Raw genomic sequence first — 25,536 nt, 5'->3', positions numbered from 1 at the left:
GGAAAGGCTAGATGAATCTCGACCAACTCGTCGCAATCGACACTCACGTGCACGCGGAAGTTTCGTGCTGCCAGCCGCCGGATCTGTTCGGCAAGGAATTCGACGATGCCGCCGACAAGTACTTCGGCACCGTGCTGAAACTCGGCCGGCGGCCGACGATTCCCGAGACCATCGAACACTATCGCGAGCGCAAGATCGGCTTCGTGATGTTCACCGTGGACTGCGAAGCGAACCTCGGACGGCGGCGCATCCCGAACGAGGAGATCGCTGAATTCGCGCAGAAAAACCGCGACATCATGATTGCCTTCGCGAGTATCGATCCACACAAGGGCAAGATGGGAGTGCGTGAGGCGCGCAAGCTGATCGAGGAATACGGTGTGCGCGGTTTCAAGTTTCATCCCACGATGCAAGCCTTTTTCGCCAACGACCGGCTTGCTTATCCGCTCTACGAACTGATCGCCGAACACCGGCTCACGGCGGTTTTTCACAGCGGCCATTCCGGCATGGGGTCGGGCATGCGAGGCGGCGGCGGACTGCGCCTGAAATATTCGGAGCCGATTCATCTCGACGACGTCGCGGCGGATTTCCCCGATATGAACATCGTGATCGCGCATCCGTCGTGGCCGTGGCAGGAGCAGGCGTTGTCGATCGCATTGCATAAGCCAAACGTCTATATCGACCTGTCCGGCTGGTCGCCGAAGTATTTCTCGCCCGAGTTGATCCGCCACGCCAATACGGTGCTCAAGCGCAAGATGCTGTTCGGTTCGGATTTTCCGCTGATCCAGCCGGACCGCTGGCTGGAGGATTTCAGGCAGGTCGGTTTCAGGGAAGAGGTGCAGCCTTTGATTCTCAAGCAGAACGCGATCGGCCTGCTGGGGCTTCAGAACGACACCTAAAAGCGTTCGTGGGTAGCAGTGCAGGTCCGCTGCGCACGGCAGAGGCGCTTCGCCGTATACAATTCGGCAGCGCCTGATTTTTGCCTGCTTTTTTGCCCAATACCGACCTGATCTCATCCATGCCGAATCCGACCCGGGCCTTCCTTCTTGGCCCGCTCCTGAAAGGCGTTTCACGCTCCTTCTATCTCACCCTGCGCGTGCTGCCCGTCGGGATGCGCGATCCGATCGGACTCGCCTACCTGCTGGCACGCGCGGCCGATACGATTGCGGACACCTCGCTGATCTCGCCGGAACAACGCCTCGCCTTGCTGTTGTCGCTGCGTGCTCAGGTGAATGGCGCTACCGACGACGGCGCGCTGTTCCAGCGCATGGCCGCCGAAGTGGCGGGGCAGCAGATCCAGTCGGACGAGAAAGTGCTGCTCGAATCGCTCGGCCCCGCGCTCGATGTGTTGTCGCAGCTGAGCGAATCGGATCGCAAGGCCGTGCGCGAGATCGTCTCGACGCTGACCGAAGGCATGGAGTTCGATCTTCGCACCTTCCCCGACGAACGTTCCGGTCAGATCGCGTCGCTGCGCGAATACGACGAACTCGACCGCTATACGTATCTGGTGGCGGGCTGCGTCGGCGAATTCTGGACCACCATGACCTACGCGCACATGCCTGGCACGCTGAAGGAGCGGCCCGAGACGATGGCACGGCGCGGCGTGCGGTTCGGCAAGGCGCTGCAAATGACCAACGTGTTGCGCGATTGCGGCAAGGACTTGCGAATCGGCCGTTGTTATTTGCCGCAGACCCTGCTCGACGAATATGGCCTAAGCGCGCAGGATCTGCTGCTGCCGGCCAATTCGGTGCGTGCCCGGCCGCTGATGGTCGAACTTTTGCGTAAGACACTCGATCATTTCCGCGAAGCCCTCGATTACACGCTAGCGATTCCCGCGTTTTCCGTGCGTTTGCGTCTCGCATGTTTGTGGCCGATTCTGATTGGTCTCGAGACGTTGATCCTGCTCGCGGACAACAGCGCCTGGCTCGATCCGCAGAAAGTGTCCAAGGTGCGACGCAATAGGGTGTATCAGATCATCGCGTCGTCGCTGTTGCTGGTGTCTTCGAATGCGCTGGTGCGCAATGCCATCGAACAGCGAATCAGGCAGATCGAAGCCCGGCTGTGAGGGTGACGGAACACGCGGTGTGTCAGCGAAGCATTCAGGAGTTCCATTTTCTACGGGCAAGACCGGATCGAGCCACGCCGCATAACGGACTGCGTGAAAGCGTGACCTGATTTAATCTGCATCATGGAATAGCCATCGATCGGGAAACCCCTAGGACCGTGTATCCATGGTTCGCGTTAGTCTCTTCAAAAGAGGAGACGAACCATGAGACAAGCGTTCAATATTGCCGTAGTGCTGTTGCTAGGCTATCTGATGGCAGATAGGGCGCTGATGCGTGCGCAAGCGGGAGAGATGGGGACAATAACGTGTCACCAGGGGGCGGAGCTGGTCAAATCGAATGCGCTGAAAAAAGGCTTTGGAGACATCGGGGCCAGCAGCCAGGGCGAGAATTTCCTCTCGAGCTGTCTCGTCACCGGGCGCGGTCAAGTGGGCGATCTGGTCGCACGCGACTGACGCGGGTCACCGGACCCACTATCCGAAACCGGCACGTAGTCCGCCATTGCGGGCGCCGTTTCGATACTGACAAAGGCGCTGCCGAACAAGGCGCCAATAAAAAACGCCCGGACCGTGAAGGGTCCAGGCGAAGCCATCGGGAGCCCGATGACGGAGGTAACCAATACACCACTGGCCCGCGATCGGGGATACTCGGTCGCGGGCCAGTTCGTTTTGAATCATCGCGCACCGGTTACTGGTGCGCCAGGCGGTCAATCGCCGCGCAGCACTTGCCGCTAGTGCAGTTCGACTCGCCGAATGGCTGGTTACGGTCGGGTTACTGCTTGATTACCGCGCGACGCCGCTTAGTTGCCGAAGTAAATCGACTTCGGGCCGTTCGCTTGAACCGCGCTGCCCGCTTGCGAGGCGCCACTCACCACACCACCGTAACCACTTTGCGCTGCCTGTGCGGTGCCGTTCTCACGAGCGACGCGAGCTTCTGCGGCCTGGATGTCGGCGGGGTAGTACGGGTCGGCGAGGCCGGGCTGATAGCCTGCCTTTTCGAGTTGAATCAGTTCGGCACGCACTTGAGCGCGGGTCACCGGCTGGTTGGACTGCGCAAACGAAGCAACAGGAGCGGCGAGTACAGCGGCAATAACGACAGCTTGAATGAGCGATTTCATGATGAACTACCTCCAATTCGGTTTTATCTTGCTACGAACGTTCTTGTTCGTATTCAGTGATTGGATTGTAGTTTTGCGACCTGGATAGAGTAATCCCCGTTTGAGGTAATGTTTGTTGCTAAATTTGAGACAACCAGCCGGAATTCCGCGGGCGAGAAACGCGCGACGATGCACGCGGCGAGCCGTTCACTCGTCGCGTGCATCGTCTGGTTCTTGAACGAAGCGCCAATCAACTGCCCGAGAAAATCGGACCCTGTCCACCCGGCGAGAATTGCTGGAATACCTCGCTGTGCGACGGCGCAGGCGCTGCTTGTGGACGCGCCGCCGAAGCCGTTGCGGGCTCGCGAAGCGTGACGGCGCTGTCCGGCGTGATGGGAACGCTGGGCTTGGCGAGCAACTCGGTCTTTCGCATCGATCCCACCGACGTGCCGAAGTAGTAGCCGATGATGCTGATCCACGCCGTACCCAATGCGCCGACGATCACGTTGACGAGATCCTTGTTCGTGCCCGGCAGCGGCTGGAAAGCCATGAGCAGCAGAATGCCGAAGAAGCCGGCGGTGACCGCCATTGCAAGGACTTTGGGCACCCAGTCCTTATTGCTGATTCCCATGGCGCGTGCGTCGGCCCGATCGGCGGCCTGGATGCGGGCCATATCGCTTTCGTGCGCGAGGCTCGCCTGGGCGGCGCTGACCATCAGTTGTTGCAATTGCAACGAGTTCGCACTTTCGGCTTGCCGCACTTTCTCCAGTGCGGTGGGATCGTTCAACGCGAGTTCCACGACGCCGGGATCGCTCGGCGTGCCGAGCGCATGCGAAATGATCGCGGCGGCGGCCGTCACGCCCACGCCAATCGGACCACCCACGAGGCCGGCGAGAAGCGGTGCGCTGCTGCCGATGTTCGACGCTACTTTAGACCAGTCCATCATGCTGCTCCCAGGAGAAGATTAGCGGCCATTCTTTCGGTCCATCCACGGCTGAAATTGGGCCATGCGTGCAGATTGCGCAGGTAACGCAAGCGATAAGCGGCGAAGCGCATGACGAACTTCAGTGGGTCCGCGCTTTTGACCGCATCGAGTGTGTCCGGGCCGAACTTGCCGTCTTCTTTCGCGCCGGAAGCTTTTTGCATCCACAACACCACCAGGCCGCCGTTGTAATTGGCGTCGAATATCTGGAAGGCCACACGCGGATCGAGTTCGTCGAGATGCAGAGGATCCCAATACTTCTGTTTGGCGATCTGTCTGGCGGTTTCCAGCGGCAGGTCTTTCATGGCGCCGGTATAACCGGCGCTGCGTGCCACGCGCGCCGTGACGCCCCACATTGTTTCACCGCCAGGGTCATGCGGATTGAAGGAGTAACCGCCTTCATTGCCGATCAGAGCCTTGAACGCCTCTTCGAAATTGTCCATCGAACATCTCCTCTTCAACTAGGTGCTTTAGTGCAACGGTTAGGTGCTGCGGGATCAATCCATCTGCATTGCGTACCACTCGGTGCGGCTGGGTGTTCCTTATGCGGTTTGCAACGAAAGCGAGGCGGGCGGGTTCGCAACAGGTCTGACTCCGCCATTGGGTTTCGATGCGTCCGGGCGATTGCCCCCCTGCGCCGCTCGGGCAAGCCGCGCCAGATGACTTTCCCGCGCTGACAAAGTCCCTGCATCGAGTTGTAACGCTTGGGCATATTTGCGCGAGGCGCCGGGCAGATCGCCTTTGCGATCCAGTGCCCGGCCCCATTCCGCGTAAGAGGGCGCCAGATCGGGGCGCAGCGCGACGGCGCGCGAGAGCTTTTCGATCGCTTCGTCATAGCGGCCGACGGTGACGAGCGCTTCGCCCCAATCGTGCAGGTTGTCGACGGAGTCCGGCTTCATTCTGTCCGCCTGCTTGAATGCATCGAGTGCTTCGGCATAGCGATTCGCATGCAACAGCACGTCGCCGAGAAGACGCAGATTTTCGGCCGTCTTCGATTTCTCGCTGGCGCCAGCTCGCAACGCTTCGAGCGCGTCATCGATGCGATGCTGCTGTTCGAGTGCGATGCCAAGGCTTGCGTGCAGCACCGCCGAATGCTTGTACACGGTCAGTGCTTCGCGAGTCTGCTGTTCGGCCTCTTTGGATAGCCCCTGATTGGCAAGCAGCCACGCTTTGCCGGCGAGCGCCCATTCGCCTTGCTCGGAGGCGGGCAGTGCCAGCACTTCGTCGTAGATCGAAACGACCTCGCCGTAGTCGCATTGCGCGAGCGAACACTTGGTTCTCTGGACTTGCGAATAGAGATGACTGGCGAGAATATTCGGCTCGGCAAGACGCATGGCTTTGACCGCAATGTCGTGCACGAACTTCTCCAGATCGCGTCCTTCAAAAGGCACCGTGCTTTCGCGGGAATTGAAGGGGCCGCCTTCAATCTGCACGTGCGCTACATAGGAATCCGCGCTGTCGTTGACCTTCGTGATGCCGACATGAACCATGACATCCGTGCGTTTGATGACGCCTTTGATGAAGCGCACGGTGGTCGCATACGACATCTCCTGACCGGGGATCTGAATGTCCGGTTGTGCGTCGTTGTCCGTCATGGTGTCGTGAGGAATCGACTCGGCGTCCTGGCCGATCGCCCGCATCGAAGACATGATGCGTTCCGCGAGAAAGTTCGACGTGTAGCCGCGTTCCACCAGCGACTGCGGCGTCTCGACAGGTGGCACCAGCAGTTGCCGCGTGAGCACGCCACGCACGACGAGGCAGAAAAAACCGATGGTGAGCACCGCGAAAACCCACGGCAAAACGTACGGCCACAATTGTTTCGGGCCTCGACCGATGAAACCTGCGGTCCGCAACCCGAACGGCACGAGTCCGGCTGAAAAGTGGCGATTTCCCGCGCGATGCGTCGAACCGCTTGCCGCGGAAAAAGACCGGCTTCGCCAATTCATTGGTCGACGTTGACTCTGCACACTCGACATGACGCACCTCGATTTCAGCCGATGTTGGTGAATGCACGACTGGGTGACGGTTGTTACGCATTGACCGTGCCATTGCGCACAGTGCCTTATGCAGCGGGCCTATACGCTATTGCGGCGACTGGGAGGGCGGAAATGTGTTGCGCGCGGGCCAACGAATGCCGATCGCAAGTTTGCTGGCGGGAGACAGGTGGGGAGTTTGCGGAGAGGGGAGAAAGGGATGCTTCGATTAGGCGCCGTATTCACTTCGTCCTGTCGCGCGACGGGGAAAATACGGCGTCATTCGTGCAGCGAAGCCGGAGGCGAGCTATTCGGCTATGCGGTCGGCTCCAATACCACGGCGTCGTTCAGTTGCCTCCTTTGAACAGATCTTGCAGGCGCGCCGCCTCGCCATTTTTCTGCGATTGAATGAGTTGCTGGTAGACATCCGCACGCGTCAGTCCCTGTGCTTTTGCAGGGCCACCGGACATCGAAGTGGTGGAGGGTTGCCCACCCACTGCGTCGGCTGCTGTCGGTTGAGCTTGCGCTGTATTTTCCGTACTGGCGTCCTGAGCGTGCGCTTGCCATGCGAACGCGCAAAGCAGTCCGCCTGCGATGATCAGAGCCTTCTTCATGTCCCTCTCCTTCAAACCCTCGGCGTCGCCCTTGCGACACCTCATTGCGAAAGTTCCGCCGGAATTGTCCGCGACACATGCCGGACAACCTGACGGGACACAGGGCGGAGACGGTCACCGGCTTCCTTGTCGAATTCCGCGCAGCGCACCAGAGAGGTGCGTTATCGAAGTGCTTCGTCTAGCAAGGAAAGGTGCGCGCTGAGGCTTTGTTGTTCGGCGGCGGCTCAGAGAGCCGGTCTTGCCTCCACCATGTGAAGGAGACGGGTAGGTCGCGTGAAAATTCAAGCGTTAATCAGCCATCCTGAATGCATATATGGCTCTTTGCTTCAAAAAATCCGATCAGGTTAATTTAGCCTTACTTCCATCTTTCATTTAGCACAAAAAGAAGAATGCCGTTCAGCCCGAGACTGAACGGCATTCTTTTTAACTCGGCCTTCTACACGGCTAATGTAGCTCACTTAAACCGCAGCCGGCCGCCACTTCAACAAGCGCTGTTCGACCGCAGTCAACAGATAATCCGCTGCCAGTGCGACCACGGCCAACACAATCATCGCCGCGAACACACCACTTGCGTTGAACGCGCCTTGCGCAGTGGAGATCAGCAGACCAATACCTTGCTTCGAGCCGAGGAACTCGCCGACCACCGCGCCGACCAGAGCAAAACCGAAGCTCACGTGCAGGCTCGCAAGGATCCAGCTCAACGCCGACGGAATCACCACCGAGGTCGTCACCTGACGGCGCGACGCGCCGAGAATCTGCGCATTTGCGATCATGTAGCGATCCGCTTCACGCACGCCCTGGAACGCGTTGGCGAACACGACGAAGAACACCATCACCACCGCCAGCGCCACCTTCGACGCCATGCCCAAACCCAGCGCAATCACGAACACCGAACCAAGCACCACGCGCGGAATCGAGTTGGCAATCTTGATGTAGAGACTGAAGACATCCGAGAGCAGTTTGTTGCGACCGAGCAGGATGCCGCAAAACACGCCGGCGACCGAACCGATAATGAAGCCGAGTCCGGTTTCTTCGAGCGTGACCCACACCTGGGTGAGCAGCGGACCTTGCGACGTGCCGTTCACGAACCAGTCGATGATCTGTTCGAAAATCGCGCTTGGCATCGAGAAGAAGAACGGGTCGATCCACTTCAGACGCGCGGACAATTCCCATCCGCCGAGCACGACCACCAGCACCACGATACGCAGCGTGATCACCAGCGCGTGACGCTGCCGGATGCGTTTTTGCGCCACACGCTCGACTTGCGCAAGCGATGCGGCGTCGATGCCCGAGCGGGGCATCATCTGTTGAGGGGTAGTAGACATGTTTGCCGTTCCTTGATTAACCGATCTGCACTTCTTCGCGCAGGTCGTGCCAGATGTCGCGCGAGATTTCGATGAAACGCGGGTCGTAGCGCACTTCCGACGTGACGCGCGGGCGCGGCAGATCGATCTCGTACACTTTCTTCAGCGTCGCCGGGCGCGCGGTGAGTACGAATACGCGGTCGGCGAGCGCAATCGCTTCTTCCAGATCGTGCGTGACGAACACCACCGAGCCGACACCGGCCCACAGTTGCAGCAGTTCGTCCTGCATCAGCGTGCGGGTTTGCATGTCGAGCGCCGAGAACGGCTCGTCCATCAGCAGGATTTCCGGTTTATTGATGAAGGTCTGCGCGAGCGCCACGCGCTTTCTCATACCGCCGGACAGTTGATGCGGATAATGCTTGCCGAACTTGTCGAGGCCCACGCGGCGCAGCCATTCGTTGGCTTCGTCGTACGCGGCGGATTTCGAACGGCCGCGATACAGCGGACCTGCCGCCACGTTGTCGAGCACCGAGCGCCACGGGAACACGGCGTCGGCCTGAAACACGAAACCGATACGCGGATCGATGCCGTCCACCGGCGCGCCCATCACACGCACTTCGCCGGTGGTGGGCTTCAGCAAGCCGGTAATCATGCTGAGTGTGGTGGACTTGCCGCAACCCGTCGGGCCGACCACCGCGACGAATTCGCCGCGCGCCACCGACATGCTGAAGTCGCGCAACGCGATCGTCGCCTTGCCATCAGGAGAAATGAAACGGCACGATACGTTGCGCATCTCGATCGCTGGCGTATCGCGTGACAGGGGTTGATTCATCGGCTGGTGCCTCGCTGTTCTCGTGATGTTGAAAGGGCGTTACTTCGCCGCGGTTTTGACCGGTGCCGACACGTAGTCGTTGGTGTAGGTCTTGGCGAGGTCGATATGCTTACCCTTCACCGAAGGATTGAACGCCGACAGCACTTTCAGCACGGTTTCCGGGCCGTCGGGTGGCATCTTGCCGTCCTTCGTGAACATCGGCAGCGACGCCTTCAGCGCGCCGACGTACAGGTCTTTGTTGTTGCCGTAGTAGTCCTTCGGCATCTTCGCGGCGATCTCTTCCGCGCTATGCGTGGCGATGAAGTTCAGCGTCTTCGCGAAAGCGTGCGAGAGCCTCGCGGCGTCGTCCTTGTGCGACTCCGCCCACGCGCGCTGCACGTAGAAGCTCGACGCCGGATACGTGCCGCCGAGCGCGGCGCGCGTGCCTTCGAGCGTGCGCATGTCGACCAGCACCTTGGCGTCGCCGGTCTTCAGCAACTGCGAGACGGTCGGCTCAGTCGTCATGCCCGCGTCGATACGGCTCTGCTTGATGGCCGCGATAAAGCTGTTGTCCGCGCCCACCGGCAGCAGCGTGTACTGTGTGGACGGCACACCCGCACGTTGCGCGAGGTATTGCGTGAGGAAGCTGGTCGACGAGCCGAGCCCGGTCACGCCGAGCGTCTTGCCCTTCGAATCGGCCATGCTCTTGAAGCTGTCCGCGGCCTTGGTAGAGACCATTTCCACTTCACCCGGCACCTGGCCGAAGATCACCAGCGCCTGGATTTCCTTGCCCTTGCTCTGCAGGTCGATGGTGTGATCGTAGAAGCCCACCACGCCTTGCACCGCGCCCGCCAGCAGTTCGTTTTCCGCGTCGACGCCGGCCGGTTGCGAGAGGATTTCGACGTCGAGGCCTTCGTCCTTGAAGTAGCCGAGTTGCTCCGTGAGCTTGGCGGGCAGATAGATGATCTTGGTGGCACCGCCGACCATGATCGTGAGTTTTTCCGCATGAGCGGCGGCCGAAGCGGCGGCAAGGGTGAACGCAACACCTGACACGGCGGCAATCTGGCGCAAGGTACGCATGAGGCAGTCTCCTTTGGTTTGGTCGCCGCTGGGTGTTGCGCGCGGCGCTTTCTGGGTGAATGACGGCGATTATAGAAATTTGAAACCTTCTGCCAGCTTTCTGGACCGAGTGCAAATCATGGGTGTTAACCCGCAAGCTCGCCGCAACCCCGCCGCAACCTCGTCCCAAACACGGCAACGTATGCTGCAAACCACATAGGACGCGCGCAAGCGCTTTGTTTTACGGCACAATCGACGGCCTGACTTTTGCCGTTCCCGCCATGAAGCTGCTGCTCATCGAAGACAACCCCACGCTGGCTCACTGGCTCGCGAAGATGCTGGAGCAGGAGGCGTTCGCACTCGATGCCGTGCAGGACGGCGACGCGGCCGACCAGCTGTTGCGCACCAATCACTACGACGTGATCCTGCTCGACCTGAACCTGCCCAAGCTGTCGGGCAAGAACGTGCTGCGGCGTCTGCGCCAGCGCGGCGACGCGACGCCGGTGCTGATTCTGACGGCGAGCGGCTCGATCGACGAAAAGGTGGAACTGCTCGGCGCCGGCGCGGACGATTATCTGGTCAAGCCGTTCGAAGTGCGCGAGTTGATCGCGCGGATCAAGGTGGCGATCCGCCGGCAGTCGCCCTCGAAGGCAAGCGAAGTGGTGTGCGGCGATCTCGCGTTCGACATCGACACGCGCCAGTTCACGCTGAAGGGCGCGCCGCTGAACGTCACGCCGCGCGAGCGCTCGGTGCTCGAAACGCTGATCCTGCGTCTGGGCAAAACCGTGACGAAGCCGGCGCTGGTCGACGCGATCTTCACGCTCGCCGACGAGCCGAGTGAAGACGCCGTCGAAATCTATATCTCGCGTCTGCGCAAGAAACTCGACGGCAGTTCGGCGGCGATCGTCACGCTGCGCGGGCTAGGCTATCTGCTGCGCAAGAAAGAAGATGACCAATAGTCTGCGCATGCGCTTGCTGTGGTGGCTGCTGGTGCCACTCGCGTTGTACGTATTCGTGACCGGCAAGGCCGAATACGACAACGCGCGGCGTACGGCGGATCTGGTGCAGGACAATCAGCTGATCTCATCGGCGCGCATGATCGCCGGCGAAGTGGAATGGGTGGATGGCTTCCTGCGTGTGGATGTGCCGCCCGCCGCGCTCGAAGTATTCGTGTCGCCCTATCGCGATCAGGTGTTCTACAGCGTGAGCGTTGACGACGGACGCCTGCTCGCCGGTACTCCCGATTTCCCGACGCGTCCGCAGCAAGCGCCGGATACGCCGGATCATTACGACTCCCATTTGCAAGGCCACAATGTACGGGCGGTCGGCCTCGTGCGCCTCATGTACGACAACGGCGCGACACGCCGCGTGCGTGTGACGGTCGGTAAAACCGTGCGTTCGCGCGACGCCATGGCCCAGCAGTTGTGGCAACCGCAGCTCGTGAGGCAGATCGAAATGATCGTGTTGGCGGTCGCGCTGGTATGCATCGGCCTGACTTTCGAGTTGCGTCCGCTGATGAAAGTGAAAGAGGATGTGACGGACCGCGATCCGATGCAACTCGAGCCGATTCGTGTCGAACGTCTGCATACCGAGTTGCGGCCGATCGTGGAAGCGATCAATCAGTGCATCGCGCGGCTCGGCGTGCAGGTGGCTGCGCAACGCCGCTTTATCGCCGACGCCGCGCACCAGTTGCGCACGCCGCTTACATTGCTCGGCACGCAATTGCAATTCGCGCGTCAACAGGACGGCTTGAAGCCCGCGCTCGACGAGGCACTGGCCGCCATGCATCGTAGTAACCGTTCGATGGTGGGCCTCACGAACAAGCTGCTTCTGCTCGCGCAAGCGGAGGCCGCGGACAACACGCAACTGGCCGTGGAAACGGTGGATCTGGTGCCGCTCGCCTTGGAGGTCGTGGAAGACCTCGCGTTGCTCGCCCAGGCCAGAGGCATCGATTTAGGCGCCGAACTGCAGGGCGTTGCACCAGTGGCGGGGCATCGCGGGCTGCTTCAGGCGTTGATTGCGAACCTCGCGGAGAATGCAATCCGCTATACCGGCAGTGGCGGGCACGTTACGGTGGGCGTGAACGCCACAGCCGATACCGTCAACGTGAGCGTGCTGGACGACGGTCCCGGCATTCCGGCCGAGTCGCGCAGCCGGGTGTTCGAGCCGTTCTTCCGGGCGTCGGCGGACACGGAGGGCACCGGTTTGGGCCTCGCCATCGTGCGTGAAATCGCGGACGCCCATCACGGCGAAATCACGCTGAAGCCGGGCGAGGGCGGCAAAGGCGTGCACATCAGTGTGTCGTTTCCGCGGGCCGCGGCAGAGCAATCCCAGACGGGTTAAAGCCCGCAGGCAGGTTAGGAAAGGTGTCGGTGAAAACGAATCTTCATCGGCTGCATATATGGGCAGGATTGGCCTCTCACGTAAGGTTTCCATAAGGTTCTCCATTGCATATTCGGCGTACTGGCTGAATAGGCGCGCTCGTGTTCGAAACGTCGAACCCCTTGCTCATAAAAATGGAGAACCAGCGTGATGGAAACGTCGAACTATCGGGTTGTTCTGGCGAACAACAAAGTGCCGGAGGCTACGCTCATTTTCTGGGCGATCAAGATTCTCGCGACCACGGTCGGCGAGACCGGGGCAGATTATCTGGCCGTTCACATGGGTCTTGGCACCGCGCTGACGGACGCGATTATGGCTGTGCTACTGCTCGCCGCGCTGGCCATGCAACTCCGTATGAACAAATATGTGCCGTGGATCTATTGGCTGACCGTGGTTCTGGTCAGTGTGGCCGGCACGCAGATTACCGACGCACTGACCGACAAACTCGGTGTCAGTCTGTATGTCAGCACGATCGTATTCGGCCTGGCGCTCGCTTTGGTTTTCGCGCTCTGGTTTCGCAGCGAACGCACGCTCTCGATTCACACCATTTATACGACGCGCAGAGAGCTTTTCTATTGGGCCGCGGTGTTGGTCACGTTCGCGTTGGGCACGGCGGCCGGCGATCTCGCGACCGAAGCGCTGGGGCTCGGCTTCGTGATCGGTGTGGTGGCGTTCGGCGCGCTGATTGTTCTGGTGAGTTCGATCTATTACGCCGGCGGTAATCCGGTACTGACATTCTGGCTGGCCTACATTCTGACGCGGCCGCTGGGCGCCTCCCTCGGCGACATGCTGTCGCAGTCGCGCGCGTACGGCGGCTTCGGCCTCGGCACCATCAACACGAGCGCGCTATTCCTGAGCGCAATTGTCGTGCTGGTGATTGTCGCCAGTGTGGCCGAACAGCGTACGGTGCGCCCGAGCGCGGCACATGAACCTTGAGCGTGTGCCGCTCGTCGAGTTGCCACGTAGTCCCTTTCAATCCCGTACCGAATCCAACGGAAGATCACCATCATGAATCAACGTGCTCTTGGCAAAGCCGCTATCGCTTCGTTTATCGCGCTCTGCGCGATCAGCTTTGGTCATATCGATGCGGGCCGTGTGAGTCTATTGTCAGCCGAAGCCGCGGAGCCGGTCAAAGTGTCGAAGCTCGGCGATCTCGCACCGTTCCGCAAGATCGCAGCGGACACCGCAGCACTGGTCGAGAAAGGCGATCTGGCGGGTGGTAAGGCGCGCATCAAGGATCTCGAACTCGCATGGGACGACGCCGAACCGTCGCTGAAGCCACGCGCAGCTACGGATTGGCATACGGTCGACAAATCAATTGATCGCGCGTTGAGCGCCTTGCGCGCCAACACGCCGAATGCAACGGAATGCAAACAGTCGCTCGCCGATCTGCTGGCGGTGATGGACCGCATGAGCGGTAAAGTCTGATGCGAGAACGGCGCACGGTTGTGCAATTGATCAGTTGGACAGCGGATCAATTCTGCATCGTTAGGTGGGAAAAGCGCTAAGCGTGCCCGTTAGCACACGCACTTCATTACCGCGGTATCCAAGGCGCCCGAATCTGAGTGCCGATCGGCTTTTTCTTCGCGCCATTTTTCGCCTCAAAGCTATCCAGATCCCTAAGCAAATGCTGGATCTGCGAGGCTTGCGTTTCGGTCAACCGGAATTCGTTCTGTATGCGATGCAGGCGTCTTCGCCAATATGCCGGCTGTAGCACGGGCTCACCGCGAAATGCGCTCAGTGACGGCACCATCACACGCGCCACGTGCGCGATGTCTTCATCCATTGTCATGCCATAACCCCGATGACCTCGCCATTGAGTAGTCGCTTTGGTTCTTATGTCGCGCGTGGACAGAGCCTGTTAGGTGGTGTTTGTCCGAAAGCGGCGGTCATCATCCTACAAACTCACAATTCGTCGGTCAAGGTTTCCGACGCTGATCGACGCAAGGAAAACCCGACACAAGCCGGGTCGTCGCGCGGTTTGTTCAGTCTGAGGTGCGCTTGTTGCGCTGCATGATCTGCTGGTTTGTCACCTCACCACCAACAGCGCAGCACAACGCAAACCAGCCTCAAAACGCAGACGTATAAATCGCCAGCGCATCCGCCTCGCTAACCGGCCGCGGGTTATTCACCAGCAACCGCGTCTGCAACATCGCGTCGCTCGCCATCCGCTCGAGCCCGCTTTGTTCGATGCCGACATCACGCAGACGCGCCGGAATCGCCGTCGCGGCAATCATCTGTTCGAGCCGTTCGATCAACGCTTGCGTCTTGCTTTCATCACTGCCGGTCAAACCCGGCACGACCACCTCGGCGAGTTCCGCGTACAACGGCGCCGCCGCTTCCGCGTTGAAGCGCAATACATGCGGCAACACGAGCGCGTTCGAAAGACCATGCGGCACGTGATAAATGCCGCCGATCGGATACGCGAGCGCATGCACCGCGGCAACCGGTGAATTCGCAAACGCCTGGCCCGCGAAGGTTGCACCGAGCAGCATCGCTTCTCGCGCGTCGCGGTTTCGGCCGTTTTCGCAGGCGGGCAGCAGATTGCGCGACAACAGGTCGAGCGCCTTCACCGCAAGCATGTCGGAGACCGGATTCTTCAGATGCGCGGACGTGTACGCCTCGATGGCATGCACCATGGCATCGACGCCGGTCGCCGCGGTCGCCGCAACGGGCAGGCCAAGCGTGAGTTCAGCGTCAAGCACTGCCAGGTCCGCGATCAGTTGCGGCGCAACCACCCCCATCTTCTTCGCTTCGCCCACCGTCACGATCGACACGGCCGTGACTTCAGAGCCGGTGCCCGCGGTGGTCGGCATCTGTACGAGCGGCAGACGCGCTACCGTGATCTTGTTGACGCCGTACATCTCGCTGAGCGCCTGCTGTTGCTGCGGCGCGAGCACGGCGATCAGCTTCGCCACATCCATCGACGAGCCGCCGCCGAGCCCCAGCACGATTTCCGCGCCGGCAGTCCGTGCACGCGACGTCGCTTCGAGCACGATGTGTTCGGGCGGATCGGCGATCACGTCGTCGATCACGGTGGTGTCCCAACCGTGCGCCGCGAGGTCGGCGAGCGCCGGATTCAGCAACCCGCTCGTGTGCAGAAAACCATCCGTGACGACGCACAGACGCGTCAGCGTCGGAAATTGCGCGCGCAACAAAGCGCCGAGACGGCGCGCCGCACCGAACTCGACGACGAGCGTCGGCACCGTTTGAAACCGGAATGCGTTCATCATGGCGCGTCTCCGGGCACCATATGGCTTTCGACTTCGCGCCGGTCGAGCAGCGGAATAATGGTGCCGAAGCCGAGTCGCTGGAAATGTTCGGTTTCGCGATGATCGGCGAGACCGTCGGCGTCGCTGTACTTTTCGAGAATCACGAAGTGGTCAGGCTCCAGTGGCGAGCGGAAGAATTCGTAGTAAAGATTTTTCGGCTCTTTTCGGGTTGCCGCGGCGAGTTCGGTAAGGAGCTTCACGATCGCGTCGCCGTTGCCGGGCTTGGCGAAATAATGCGCGATCACCTGCAGGTAAGCATTGGCCATCAGTCACTCCAACAGGATGGGTACTTCAACGTTTCAGCGTCAACTTCAGGGTCCAGATTCCATGACCCGCTGTCGCGGGTCGAGACCGCGGCGGCGCCGTTCTTCAACGCATCGAACACGTCGCCCTTATTGCAGACGAAACCCGACGTGACGACCGGCGACAGGGCCTTGCGGTCCTGCTTCGACAGATGCGAGAGCATGGCCGCAGGCATCAGTTGTACCAGATTCGGGTCATTTTGCTCCAATGTCTCGACGCGCTGCGCGGCCACGTGGAGCGGTGCGCCACGAAGACTCTGATGCATCTTGATAGCGCCGAGCGTCGGAGCGGGAGAGAGCCGAACGCGATCGCTTGGGACCAGGACGCGGATTTCCACTATTACACGGCTGTTTCGAGCGACACGCTTCGCCGTCAATAGTACGGATGCCTATACAATTTCACGCCTGCTTACCCAGAGCGGCAAACATCGGTCGGCCACCCTTATGCATTTGGAATCATCAGACAAAGCTATTGGAAATTGTAAGGTTATTCCAATTCTTGATTGAGAATGATTCGCGTTTACGTTAGATTGGCGCCCTGTCCTTTTGAGAAAACGGAGCGAATCTATGGCTGAGGTGCTCGTCCGGCGAGAGCCTTCAACAGCGATGCCGATATCGGTTCTCAACGCTGGAGGCGCCTGTCCACCCGTTTCGCGGCGCGCGCGCAGCCATGCGCGTCCGGTCGACTGGGAGAAGGGCACGCTGCTCGACGTGCTGATCGACAACCGCCCGATGCTCGTCAATCTGGCGCGCGGCTTCGTGGGTTGCGCGAGTCTGGCGGAAGACGTGGTGCACGACGTTTTCATCAAGCTGGTCGACTTTCCGGATCAGGACGCGGTGCGTCAACCGGTCGCGTACGTGACGCGCATGGTGCGCAACGCGTCGATCGATGCCTTTCGCCGCCAGCGCCTCGAAAACAGCTATCACGCCGACGAGGACGACGGCCTGCACGTGCCATCGCCGGAACCTTCGCCGGAAGCGGCGCTGCTCGTGCGCGACACGCTGCGGCACGTGTACAACGCGCTCGAGCAGCTGCCGCCGCGCAGCCGCGCCGCCTTCGAAATGGTGCGCCTGCGCGAGGAAACGCTGCAAAGCACGGCGCGCGCCCTCGACGTCTCGCAGACGTTGGTGCATTTCATGGTGCGCGACGCCGAGAAGCATTGCGCCGATTGCCTCGACGCCTGCAATCGCGGCGTGGCCGGCCCCGCATTCTGCAGCGGCCGCGCGCGCCGGCGGTAAAAAAGCGCGCGCGCCAAACGTCAACTGAATAGAAGCGGTGCGCGGGCGAATGCCGGCGCCGCCGTGCCGGGACATGCCAGCGTGCTGTCCGGGCGCCTCCTGACCTTTTCATCGACTGAGCCTTTCATCATGACGCAAGCACAGCAGACCTCCAACGCGGCAGCCGGCGAGGCGGACGACTTCGTCTACACCGTCGTCATCAACGACGAAGAGCAGTACTCGATCTGGCCGACATTCCGCGACGTGCCGGCCGGCTGGCGCGAAGTGGGCGTGCGCGGCCAGAAGGCCGAGTGCCTCGCGCACATCGAGACCGTGTGGACCGACATGCGTCCAGCCAGCCTGCGCCGGCACATGGACGCGGCGGCCTAACGCGTCGACCTAACGCGCGCGCAGTGCAATCCGGCGGGCTCGGGCATGCGCCCAGCCACGCCGCTTCAGCAAAAGGATTCAGAGTATGACCATGCTTTCGATGCCGCTGCCCACGCTTGCCGATTTATCGATCGAGCCGGGCTTGCCGACTGTCGTCTCGCCGCGCGCGGACGCGGAGATTTCATTGGAGGAAGCGGCGCCGCTCTTGCATGCGATCGTCGACGACACGCTCGAACGCGCAGGCGGCGTGCTGTTCACCGGTTTTCGCGTGGCTTCGATCGACGCCTTCCAACGTTTCGCGGGCTCGTTCGGGCATCCGCTGATCGGTTATGAGTTCGCGTCGACGCCGCGCAGCCAGGTGGAAGGCGCGGTGTACACGTCGACGGAGTATCCGCCGCATCGCTCGATTCCTTTACATAACGAGCAGTCGTATACGCGTGAATGGCCGTTGCGTATCTGGTTTCACTGCGCGCTTGCCGCCCGCACCGGTGGCGCGACGCCGATCGCCGATAGCCGTGCGATCTACCGCGCGCTCGATCCGGCGCTGGTCCAGCGCTTTACGAAGCGTGAACTGCTCTACGTGCGCAACTTCGGGCAAGGGCTGGATCTGCCGTGGGAACAAGCGTTCGGTTCGGACGACCCGCGCACGGTCGAGCAGATTTGCCGTGCGCGCGGCATCGAATGCGAATGGCGCGACAGCGAAGACGGCGAACTGCTGTTGCGCACGCGCGAGCGCTGCCAGGCGGTAGCGCGCCATCCTGGCACCGGCGAACATGTCTGGTTCAATCAGGCGAATCTGTTCCACCTTTCGTCGCTCGACGAAGACATGCAGGAAGCGCTGATCGATTCGGTCGGCCTCGAAAACGTGCCGCGCAATGTCTATTACGGCGACGGTGAACCGCTTGAAGCGGACGCGCTCGCGGAAATCCGCGGCGTGCTCGATCAGCAGCGGATTGTGTTCCCGTGGCTGACCGGCGACGTGCTGATGCTCGACAACATGTTGACCGCGCATGCGCGCGATCCGTTCGAAGGGCCGCGCAAGGTCGTGGTCGCGATGGCACGAAGCTACAGCGAGGCCGAGGGCGAAAAACGGACGGCCGCGCCATGACGAAATCGCAGGGCGCGGCGCTTGCGGCGCATTCGCTGACGGTCGGCTACCGCGATCACGTCGTGCTCCACGGTCTGAACCTGAACATTGCGGCCAGCCGCGTCACGGCATTGTGCGGACCGAACGGCTGCGGCAAAAGCACGCTGCTGCGCACGCTAGCCGGCTTGCAACCGGCACTGTCCGGCAGCGTCGACGTCAACGGCGTGCCGCTCGCTTCGCACCGGCGCCGCGTATTGGCGCGCACGCTCACCATGCTCGCGCAGTTCAACCAGATCCCGTCCGGCCTCACCGTGCGCGAACTGGTCGCGTACGGACGTTACGCGCACGGCGGCTGGCTGCGTGGACTCTCGCGCGCCGACCACGCGGCGATCGACGAAGCGCTCGCCACCAGCGGTCTCGCCGACGACGCCGCGCGCGACGTCGCCGCGCTCTCGGGCGGCGAACGGCAACGCGCGTGGATCGCGATGGCGCTCGCGCAACAGGCGCCGATCGTGTTGCTCGACGAACCGACCACGTATCTCGACATCCATCATCAACTGGACATTCTGCGCGAGTTGCGGCGCCTGAATCGCGAGCGCGGCCTCACGATCGTGTGGGTGCTGCACGACCTGAATCAGGCCGCGGCCTACAGCGACGAAATCGTGTTGATGCGCGCCGGCCGCATCGTCGCGCAAGGCTCGCCTGATGCGATGCTCGACCCGCGTCATCTGAACGAGACCTTCAGCGTGCCGATGCTCAAGATCGCGCATCCGCAAACGGGCGCGCCGATGTGCGTGCCGGCATATGAAGGCGACGCGGCTTCGCTTCGCGAAGAAGCCACGAACAAGGACCTCGCCGCATGACGACGCTTGCAGCACGCAAACGCCTGCGACGTAGCACGCCGGTGATGGACAGCTATCGTGCGCCTGTGAAAAGCCGCGTCACGACCATCGGCGCCGCGCTCATTGCGTTGATCTTCGGCGTGGCCGCGATGCGGCTTGCGCCCGGTTTTCGCACCTGGCTTGCCGCGCCCGCGGGCAGCGACGCCGCGCAACTCGCCGGCATCCTGTTGTTCGACCTGAGCGTGCCGCGCATTCTGGCGGCGTTGGTGGCGGGCGGCTGCCTCGCGGTGGCCGGCACGTTGTTTCAATCGCTCACGCGCAACCCTTTGGCTTCGCCCGATCTGCTCGGCATCACCGGCGGCGCGCAACTCGGCTTGCTCGCGGCGATGCTGGTGCCGTCGCTGGCCGGCGTGGCGTCCGTGCCGCTACTGTTCGTGTGCGGTCTCGGCGCCGCCGTGTGCGTGGCCGCGGCGGCAGGCGGCTGGCGCGCGACGCCGTTGCGGCTCGTGCTCGCCGGCAGCGTGTGCATGCTGTTGTTCTCCGCGCTGACCACGCTGATTCTCGCGTTCTTCGAGCAGAGCATCGTCGGCGTGTCGTTGTGGGCGAGCGGCAGTCTTTATCAACCTGGCGCGGCGGGTTTGAAGATCGCCGCGTCGTGGCTCGTGCTGCCGCTGATTGCCTTGCCCTTCGTGATTCGTCCACTCGATCCGCTCGCCCTCGGCGATGACGCGGCAGCGGCGGCCGGCGTTCGCGTGGACGCGACGCGGCTAGCGGCGATGGTAGTGGCGGTGGGCTTCGCAAGCGTCGCGGTGAGTGTCGCGGGACCGCTCTCGTATGTCGGCCTGATCGCACCCAATCTGCTACGTCAGGTGCGCGGCGCGAAATCGTCACGGCTCGCCGCGCTCGTGCCCTTGTCCGCATTGGTCGGCGGCGCGCTGGTGCTCGTCACCGATAGCGCCGTGCAGGCGCTCGATCTCGATGCGACCCTCTCGACCGGCGTGGCGATCGCCTTCGTCGGCACGCCGTTGATGCTCGCGATGGTCCGCAGCGGCGCCGCGTGGTCGGGCGCACTGCATGCCGGTCAGGAGCGTGCCGTCGTGCGCGCGGGCGCGCGCTTCGTGCGCATGGTCGATGCGTGGCCGTGGCCGCTGACCGCAAGCGTGCTGGTGCTGCTCGGCATCGTGCTCGTGTGCGCGGGCGCATCGTTCGGCCCCACGACGATCGGCGGGCCGCGCTGGCTCGCTGCGTTCGATCACCGCGACGAGCTCGCGAGGATGTTGCTCGATCTGCGTTTGCCGCGCCTCATCTGCGCGTTGCTGGCGGGCGCGTTGCTTGCCGCGAGCGGGGTGCTGATGCAAAGCATCGTGCGCAATCCGCTTGCCGGACCTGAAGTGCTGGGCGTGACGCAAGGCGCAGGCCTCGCGACGCTTGCGGCGCTCGTGATGTGGCCGCTTGCCGCACATTCGACGCTGGCCGCCGCTTCGCTCGCGGGTGGCGGCGTCACGCTGGCCTTGACGCTCTTGCTGAATCGCCGGCATCGCTATGCGCCGCTCGCGGTCGCGCTCACGGGCATCGTTATCGGCACGCTGTGGACGACGCTGTCGCAATGGCTCATCACGCAGCAAAGTGTGCAGCCGGCGCGCTTCGTCGTGTGGCTGGTCGGCGGCACGTATGGACGCAGTTGGGGCGAAGTGACGACGCTGCTGCCGTGGTGCGTGCTGGCCCTGCCGGTGTTCGCGCTGCTCGCGCGGCCGCTCGATCTGCTTGCATTGGGCGACGACCAGGCCGCGTCGCTGGGCTTGCCGATCGGCGTGCTGCGTCCGCTGGTGCTGACCGTCGCGACGCTGGCGGCGTGCGCGGCGGTGGCCGCGGTGGGGCCGGTGGGCTTTATCGGTTTGATGGCGCCGCATCTGGCGTCGATACTCGGCGCGCGGGCTCATCGCACGCGCTTGTGGCTCGCGGCGGCGTGCGGGGCGCTGGTGCTGGTCGTGGCCGATATCGCGGCGCGCACGCTGCTGGCGCCGCGCGAAATTCCCGCCGGCGTATTGACTGCGCTGATCGGCGCGCCTTATCTGCTTGCGCTGCTGATCGTGGAGGCTCGGCGCGAGAAGCGGGGCAAACGGTGATGCGGCAACCTGATCACGACAAGCGCGCGCAGTGCTTCGCAGGCTTCGCGCCGGAGTCGATCGCGCATTATCTCGAGCATGTATGGCTCGGCACGCCAAACGCAAGTCAGGAGCCCGCGTTGGCTAACGATCACGCCGGCTCGCTGAAGGTGGCCCGCGTCAGCGAACTGGCGGAGCATCGCGCCGAATTGCTCGATGCGATGGTCACGCTCTACGGCGGCGAGCGCGAGACGCATGCACGCGCATTGTTGTCGCAATGGACCAAGTACTACTTCGGTTTTGCGGCGACGGCTGGGTTCGTTGCGGCAGCACTGCTGCGCCGGCCGCTTGCGATGTCGCCGGATAAAACCCATATCGTGCTGCGCGACGGCCTGCCTATCGCCGCGTATTTCGAGCACGACGCATTGCAGCCGGTTGAGTGCGACCCGTCACGCCGTTACGCGCCGCTCGTCGAGCATCTCAATGCGGTGATCGAGACGCTGTGCGCGATGACCAGAATCGCGCCGCGCGTCTTGTGGAGCAACGCGGGCAATCTGCTGGACTACCTGTTCGAACAATGCGCGCCACAATTCGATCTGACCGACGACATCGCGTGGCTGTTCGGTCCAATCACTGCCGATGGCGAGGCCAATCCGCTGCGTCTGCCGGTGCGCCTTGCAAAACCGCGCGCTGCGAGTTTGCCGAATCCGTTAAGCGCACGACGCGTGTGCTGCGTACGTTATGAAATTCCTGGAGAGACGCAACTGTGTGGACGCTGCCCCCTGCTATTGACGATGAGCGATGCGGAAATCGCATTGCAGGCCGCTTCGCATTGACACCAATGACGCCATCGGCGCCGTGGTCGCGCCGCACGAAGAAAAGCCCCTGTTTCAGGCGACTTTGCATAAGTGTTGCGGTGGCGGCCACGCTGTTCTCCAACTCGTGTGCGTATGCGCAAGGCAGTGGCAGCGTCGCGCCTTCAGCGGGCACGAGTCATCCAGTTCACACGAACACCGCACAAGCGCAGCAGCAAACCTGCACGCCGCTCGCCGACAACCCGATCGTGTCGCAAGCGAGTCCGTCGCTGCCCGCACAGCCGAAGCGCATCGTCGTCCTCGAATTCATGTTCGCCGAAGACCTCGCTGCGGTCGGCATCACGCCGGTGGGCATGGCCGATCCCGAGTATTACCCGGTTTGGATCGGCTACGACAACGCACGTCTGGCGACGGTGCCCGATATCGGCACGCGGCAGGAGCCGAGTCTCGAGGCGATTGCAGCGGCCAAACCGGATCTGATTCTCGGCGTGGGTTTGCGACATGCACCCATTTTTGCGGCGCTCGAACGCATCGCGCCGACCGTACTGTTCAAGTACGGCCCGAACTTTAGCGAAGACGGCGCCCGCGTCACGCAGCTCGATTGGGGCCGCAAGATTTTGCGCACCATCGGCTGTCTCACGGGACGCGAGGAGGAGGCGCGCGCCGTCGAAGCCAAGGTCGACGCAGGTTTCGCCCGCGACGCGCAGCGTCTCGCCGACGCAGGCCGTCGTGGCGAACAGGTCGCATGGTTGCAGGAATTGGGCTTGCCGGACCGTTACTGGGCATTCACCGGCAACAGCACGGCGGCAGGCGTCGCGCACGCGCTCGGACTCAGCTTGTGGCCCGCCGAAGCGACGCGCGAAGGCACGGCGTACGTGAGTTCGGAAGATTTGTTGAAGAAACCGAAGCTGACCGTGCTGTTCGTCAGCGCGACTGAAACGGATGTCCCGCTTGCCACCAAACTCGATTCGCCGATCTGGCGTTTCGTGCCGGCTCGCAGCGCGGGGCGCGTTGGGCTCGTCGAGAGGAATATCTGGGGATTTGGCGGGCCGATGTCGGCGCTGCGGCTTGCGGATACGATGACTGATACGTTGTTGTCGTTGCCGCCACCTGCAGTGAAAAAATAAGCGGCTTCTATTGAGACTTGCTGCGCGCCTGAACAACGGCGTCCAGCAAGTCTATTCACCTCATCATCCGATCGTACCGTTGGCCACCGCCGGCTTCAGCACCGCTTGTGCCGAACCATGCGTCTCACTGACGATACTGCCATTCTCCAGCTTCAACACCCGATCCGCGAGATGGAAGTACCGGTCATCATGGCTGATCACCAGCACGGTCTTACCGCGCGAGCGCAGTTCCGGCAGCAGTTGTTCATAGAACACCGCTTTGAACTGCGGGTCCTGATCCGCGGCCCATTCGTCGAACAGATAGAACGGCCGGTCTTCCAGATACGCGACCACCAACGCCAGGCGTTTGCGCTGGCCAGTGGAAAGCGCTCGCGTAGAGAACGCACCGTTCACCACCTGCACCTTGTGATCGAGCGCGAGCTTCGCGACCAGCGCGTTGGCACGGGCATCCGCCTGCGCGCGCGAGGCGTCGTTCGGATCGACGATGCCGAGCAGCGCGTCGAACAGATGGAAATCGTTGAACACGGCCGTGAAGCGCTGACGATAGGCGGCGCGTTCAGCTAAGCCGACCGCCTTGCCGTCCAGTTCGATCGTACCGTCTTCGGGTTCATAGAGACCGGTCAGCACTTTCGCGAGCGTCGTCTTGCCGCTGCCGTTGCCGCCCACGATGAACACCAGCTCGCCAGGCCTGAAGGTCAGATTGACCGGCCCGACGCGGAACATCCGCTCGTCGCGCTCATGAAAGTACGAATGCGTGACGTTGCTGAGCGTGAGCGTGCGATACGGCGCGTGCGAAGCGTTTTCATCGGGCGGTGGCGAGGTGCGCAGCGCGCCGAATTCGCCCATCACCTTCTCGATGCGATCGAGCGAGACGCGCGCCGCATTGAGCGTCGGCACGTTGTTGAGCAGACCGTCCAGCGGCAGCAGCATGAACAGGAACACCACCACGTAGCCCGATGCCGACGGCGCATCGGCGTGCACGCCGAGTGCCGGCCAGAACGCGGCGACGCCCAGAAACACATAAAACAGGAACACGATCCAGCCGACCCCGACCGCATAGGCGCTGAACGCCTTACGCCGATGGTCGCGCACTTCGTCGATGGCCGAGCCCAGCTGGCCGTCCACGAACTGACGCGAACGCGCCTGATGCAGCTTCAGTTCCTTCGCACCGGTGAAGAGCGCGCCGAGATAGCCGAACAGTTTGTCCTGCGAGCGGCCCGCGGCTTCGAGCGAGGCGATCGCGCGTTTGTCGCCGGCGTGATAGCCGAGCGAGCCGACCAGGATCGCGGCCACCGCGAGCAGGCAGACCGGCCACGACAGCCACGCCAGATAACCGAGGCAGCCGAACACGATCGAGCCATGCATCACCAGATTGGGCAGCGCGAAGAACAGCATCGACACGTTGGTGGCGTCGTCGGTCAGTACGGACTGCACGGGCGCCGCGCCGATACGTTCGACATCGCGCAACTCGGCTTCGGCGACGCGCCGCGCGACGTGTTCGCGCAACTGCGCCATCGTGTCCTGCGAGAGGCGCGCGAACAGCACGCCGGTGATCACGCGCGTGACGAGCGCGACGACCGCGCACAACGCGAAGCGCATCGCGAGCGACATATCGGCGGCGCCCGGTTGTGAGAGCGCGCGGCTAAGTGTCGCCACGAGCAGCACGCTGGCGATGCCGTTCAGCACGCAGGCCGTCAGCGCGATCGCGAAGGAACCGCGAGAGCGCTTGAGCAGCGCCACGATTAGGCGCATGGCGGGTTTGCCCGCAGGGTTGGAGGGAGGTGAAGCAGACGAGGGTGGCGCGTCGTAGCGCTCGTTGGCAGCGGTCATCGGCAATGTGTCGCAGTGGGTCGCAAATGGATCGGCGAATGGCGGCGCATGCGTGCATGTGGCCATTCAGCGGGGCGCAAAGACACGCCCCTCGCCTGATAGACGAATGGGCGAAGCAAACATTTACCGTGCGCGTTCCTCTGCCACGTCAAAAAGATGCAGTCCAAATAAAAACAACGCACGCGGTAAAGATTTGCGATCGCGGATCGTCACACCAATGAAGCGGCCCATTGCGGCCTGCGACTTGGCCTATGCGGCCAGTTCTAA

Annotated in this window: 27 protein-coding genes; 14 read left to right on the top strand and 13 right to left on the bottom strand. The window is 62.2% G+C overall.

The annotated features are described in order from the left end of the window. Nucleotides 1-11: 11 nt before the first annotated feature. The 3 genes from P0D80_RS11745 to P0D80_RS11735 all read left to right on the top strand — a co-directional run bounded on the left by P0D80_RS11745 (nucleotide 12) and on the right by P0D80_RS11735 (nucleotide 2,515). Nucleotides 12-896 carry an amidohydrolase family protein gene (locus P0D80_RS11745; protein WP_408283925.1) on the top strand — a complete coding sequence of 295 codons (885 nt, stop codon included), beginning with the start codon at nucleotides 12-14 and terminating at the stop codon, nucleotides 894-896. A gap of 119 nt (nucleotides 897-1,015) precedes the next feature. Next, nucleotides 1,016-2,062 carry a phytoene/squalene synthase family protein gene (locus tag P0D80_RS11740; RefSeq protein ID WP_408283923.1) on the top strand — a complete coding sequence of 349 codons (1,047 nt, stop codon included), beginning with the start codon at nucleotides 1,016-1,018 and terminating at the stop codon, nucleotides 2,060-2,062. Nucleotides 2,063-2,266: 204 nt separating this feature from the next. Then, a complete protein-coding gene (locus P0D80_RS11735) occupies nucleotides 2,267-2,515 on the top strand; it encodes a hypothetical protein (protein WP_132378817.1) in 249 nt (82 codons plus the stop codon). Nucleotides 2,516-2,859: 344 nt separating this feature from the next. Here the strand turns inward: P0D80_RS11735 and P0D80_RS11730 are convergent, their stop codons facing one another. The 8 genes from P0D80_RS11730 to P0D80_RS11695 form a co-directional block, all read right to left on the bottom strand. Next, nucleotides 2,860-3,177, bottom strand: coding sequence for a DUF4148 domain-containing protein (locus tag P0D80_RS11730; RefSeq protein ID WP_408283921.1), 318 nt, complete (start codon nucleotides 3,175-3,177; stop codon nucleotides 2,860-2,862). A gap of 229 nt (nucleotides 3,178-3,406) precedes the next feature. Then, nucleotides 3,407-4,099, bottom strand: a complete 693-nt coding sequence (locus P0D80_RS11725; protein WP_408283919.1) for a hypothetical protein — start codon at nucleotides 4,097-4,099, stop codon at nucleotides 3,407-3,409. Beyond that, the gene (locus P0D80_RS11720; protein WP_408283916.1) at nucleotides 4,099-4,581 is read right to left on the bottom strand and encodes a glycoside hydrolase family 108 protein; all 483 of its coding nucleotides are present in this window, start codon (nucleotides 4,579-4,581) and stop codon (nucleotides 4,099-4,101) included. The genes P0D80_RS11725 and P0D80_RS11720 overlap by 1 nt, the downstream gene beginning before the upstream one ends. A 99-nt stretch (nucleotides 4,582-4,680) precedes the next feature. Next, nucleotides 4,681-6,114: a tetratricopeptide repeat protein gene (locus P0D80_RS11715; RefSeq protein ID WP_408283914.1), complete on the bottom strand. Its 1,434-nt coding sequence runs from the start codon at nucleotides 6,112-6,114 to the stop codon at nucleotides 4,681-4,683. A 344-nt stretch (nucleotides 6,115-6,458) separates the two neighbouring features. Then, on the bottom strand, nucleotides 6,459-6,725 hold the full coding sequence (locus P0D80_RS11710; RefSeq protein WP_132378809.1) for a hypothetical protein: 267 nt from the start codon (nucleotides 6,723-6,725) through the stop codon (nucleotides 6,459-6,461). 458 nt (nucleotides 6,726-7,183) lie between these two features. Then, entirely contained in the window at nucleotides 7,184-8,050 is an 867-nt protein-coding gene (locus P0D80_RS11705) for an ABC transporter permease (RefSeq protein ID WP_132378807.1), read from the bottom strand. A gap of 16 nt (nucleotides 8,051-8,066) precedes the next feature. Continuing rightward, nucleotides 8,067-8,861 carry an ABC transporter ATP-binding protein gene (locus P0D80_RS11700; protein ID WP_408177258.1) on the bottom strand — a complete coding sequence of 265 codons (795 nt, stop codon included), beginning with the start codon at nucleotides 8,859-8,861 and terminating at the stop codon, nucleotides 8,067-8,069. A 39-nt stretch (nucleotides 8,862-8,900) separates the two neighbouring features. Next, a complete protein-coding gene (locus tag P0D80_RS11695) occupies nucleotides 8,901-9,920 on the bottom strand; it encodes an ABC transporter substrate-binding protein (RefSeq protein ID WP_408283909.1) in 1,020 nt (339 codons plus the stop codon). Between the two features lie 260 nt (nucleotides 9,921-10,180). Between P0D80_RS11695 and P0D80_RS11690 the strand changes: the two genes are divergently transcribed. From P0D80_RS11690 to P0D80_RS11675, 4 genes are all read left to right on the top strand, one after another. Continuing rightward, a complete protein-coding gene (locus P0D80_RS11690) occupies nucleotides 10,181-10,858 on the top strand; it encodes a response regulator (protein ID WP_011492737.1) in 678 nt (225 codons plus the stop codon). Then, a complete protein-coding gene (locus tag P0D80_RS11685) occupies nucleotides 10,848-12,242 on the top strand; it encodes a sensor histidine kinase (RefSeq protein ID WP_408283906.1) in 1,395 nt (464 codons plus the stop codon). The genes P0D80_RS11690 and P0D80_RS11685 overlap by 11 nt, the downstream gene beginning before the upstream one ends. Before the next feature lie 189 nt (nucleotides 12,243-12,431). Then, nucleotides 12,432-13,217 (top strand): COG4705 family protein, encoded by a 786-nt coding sequence (locus tag P0D80_RS11680; RefSeq protein ID WP_408283903.1) that lies wholly within the window; start codon nucleotides 12,432-12,434, stop codon nucleotides 13,215-13,217. A 72-nt stretch (nucleotides 13,218-13,289) separates the two neighbouring features. Then, complete coding sequence (locus tag P0D80_RS11675; protein WP_408283900.1) at nucleotides 13,290-13,709, top strand: histidine kinase; 420 nt, start codon at nucleotides 13,290-13,292, stop codon at nucleotides 13,707-13,709. Nucleotides 13,710-13,815: 106 nt separating this feature from the next. On the opposite strand, the gene P0D80_RS11670 is transcribed toward P0D80_RS11675, so the two are convergent. The 4 genes from P0D80_RS11670 to P0D80_RS11655 all read right to left on the bottom strand — a co-directional run bounded on the left by P0D80_RS11670 (nucleotide 13,816) and on the right by P0D80_RS11655 (nucleotide 16,121). After that, on the bottom strand, nucleotides 13,816-14,067 hold the full coding sequence (locus P0D80_RS11670) for a hypothetical protein (RefSeq protein ID WP_342960841.1): 252 nt from the start codon (nucleotides 14,065-14,067) through the stop codon (nucleotides 13,816-13,818). Between the two features lie 283 nt (nucleotides 14,068-14,350). Continuing rightward, the gene (locus P0D80_RS11665) at nucleotides 14,351-15,511 is read right to left on the bottom strand and encodes an iron-containing alcohol dehydrogenase (RefSeq protein ID WP_408177469.1); all 1,161 of its coding nucleotides are present in this window, start codon (nucleotides 15,509-15,511) and stop codon (nucleotides 14,351-14,353) included. After that, entirely contained in the window at nucleotides 15,511-15,819 is a 309-nt protein-coding gene (locus P0D80_RS11660) for a putative quinol monooxygenase (RefSeq protein ID WP_408283897.1), read from the bottom strand. The genes P0D80_RS11665 and P0D80_RS11660 overlap by 1 nt, the downstream gene beginning before the upstream one ends. Further along, the gene (locus P0D80_RS11655) at nucleotides 15,819-16,121 is read right to left on the bottom strand and encodes a glycerol-3-phosphate responsive antiterminator (protein WP_408177252.1); all 303 of its coding nucleotides are present in this window, start codon (nucleotides 16,119-16,121) and stop codon (nucleotides 15,819-15,821) included. Before P0D80_RS11655 ends, P0D80_RS11660 begins: the two co-directional genes overlap by 1 nt. A gap of 301 nt (nucleotides 16,122-16,422) precedes the next feature. Between P0D80_RS11655 and P0D80_RS11650 the strand changes: the two genes are divergently transcribed. The 7 genes from P0D80_RS11650 (at nucleotide 16,423) to P0D80_RS11620 (ending at nucleotide 23,439) form a co-directional block, all read left to right on the top strand. Further along, nucleotides 16,423-17,094, top strand: coding sequence for an RNA polymerase factor sigma-70 (locus P0D80_RS11650; protein WP_408283893.1), 672 nt, complete (start codon nucleotides 16,423-16,425; stop codon nucleotides 17,092-17,094). Nucleotides 17,095-17,223: 129 nt separating this feature from the next. Further along, complete coding sequence (locus P0D80_RS11645; protein WP_408177250.1) at nucleotides 17,224-17,463, top strand: MbtH family protein; 240 nt, start codon at nucleotides 17,224-17,226, stop codon at nucleotides 17,461-17,463. 85 nt (nucleotides 17,464-17,548) lie between these two features. Further along, entirely contained in the window at nucleotides 17,549-18,571 is a 1,023-nt protein-coding gene (locus P0D80_RS11640) for a TauD/TfdA family dioxygenase (RefSeq protein ID WP_408177249.1), read from the top strand. Next, nucleotides 18,568-19,413, top strand: a complete 846-nt coding sequence (locus P0D80_RS11635) for an ABC transporter ATP-binding protein (RefSeq protein ID WP_408177248.1) — start codon at nucleotides 18,568-18,570, stop codon at nucleotides 19,411-19,413. Before P0D80_RS11640 ends, P0D80_RS11635 begins: the two co-directional genes overlap by 4 nt. Beyond that, the gene (fhuB, locus tag P0D80_RS11630; protein ID WP_408177247.1) at nucleotides 19,410-21,518 is read left to right on the top strand and encodes a Fe(3+)-hydroxamate ABC transporter permease FhuB; all 2,109 of its coding nucleotides are present in this window, start codon (nucleotides 19,410-19,412) and stop codon (nucleotides 21,516-21,518) included. The genes P0D80_RS11635 and fhuB overlap by 4 nt, the downstream gene beginning before the upstream one ends. Further along, nucleotides 21,518-22,333 (top strand): siderophore-iron reductase FhuF, encoded by an 816-nt coding sequence (fhuF, locus tag P0D80_RS11625; protein WP_408283888.1) that lies wholly within the window; start codon nucleotides 21,518-21,520, stop codon nucleotides 22,331-22,333. Before fhuB ends, fhuF begins: the two co-directional genes overlap by 1 nt. A 5-nt stretch (nucleotides 22,334-22,338) precedes the next feature. Continuing rightward, a complete protein-coding gene (locus P0D80_RS11620) occupies nucleotides 22,339-23,439 on the top strand; it encodes an ABC transporter substrate-binding protein (RefSeq protein WP_408177245.1) in 1,101 nt (366 codons plus the stop codon). Between the two features lie 63 nt (nucleotides 23,440-23,502). Here the strand turns inward: P0D80_RS11620 and P0D80_RS11615 are convergent, their stop codons facing one another. Continuing rightward, a complete protein-coding gene (locus P0D80_RS11615) occupies nucleotides 23,503-25,269 on the bottom strand; it encodes a cyclic peptide export ABC transporter (RefSeq protein ID WP_408283884.1) in 1,767 nt (588 codons plus the stop codon). Nucleotides 25,270-25,536 lie beyond the last annotated feature (267 nt).

This window comes from Paraburkholderia sp. RL17-373-BIF-A (genome assembly GCF_046030175.1).
In the GTDB taxonomy this organism is placed as follows: Bacteria; Pseudomonadota; Gammaproteobacteria; order Burkholderiales; family Burkholderiaceae; genus Paraburkholderia.
The sequence above is the reverse complement of the archived record's forward strand: the minus strand, read 5'-3'. Positions and strand labels throughout refer to the sequence as shown.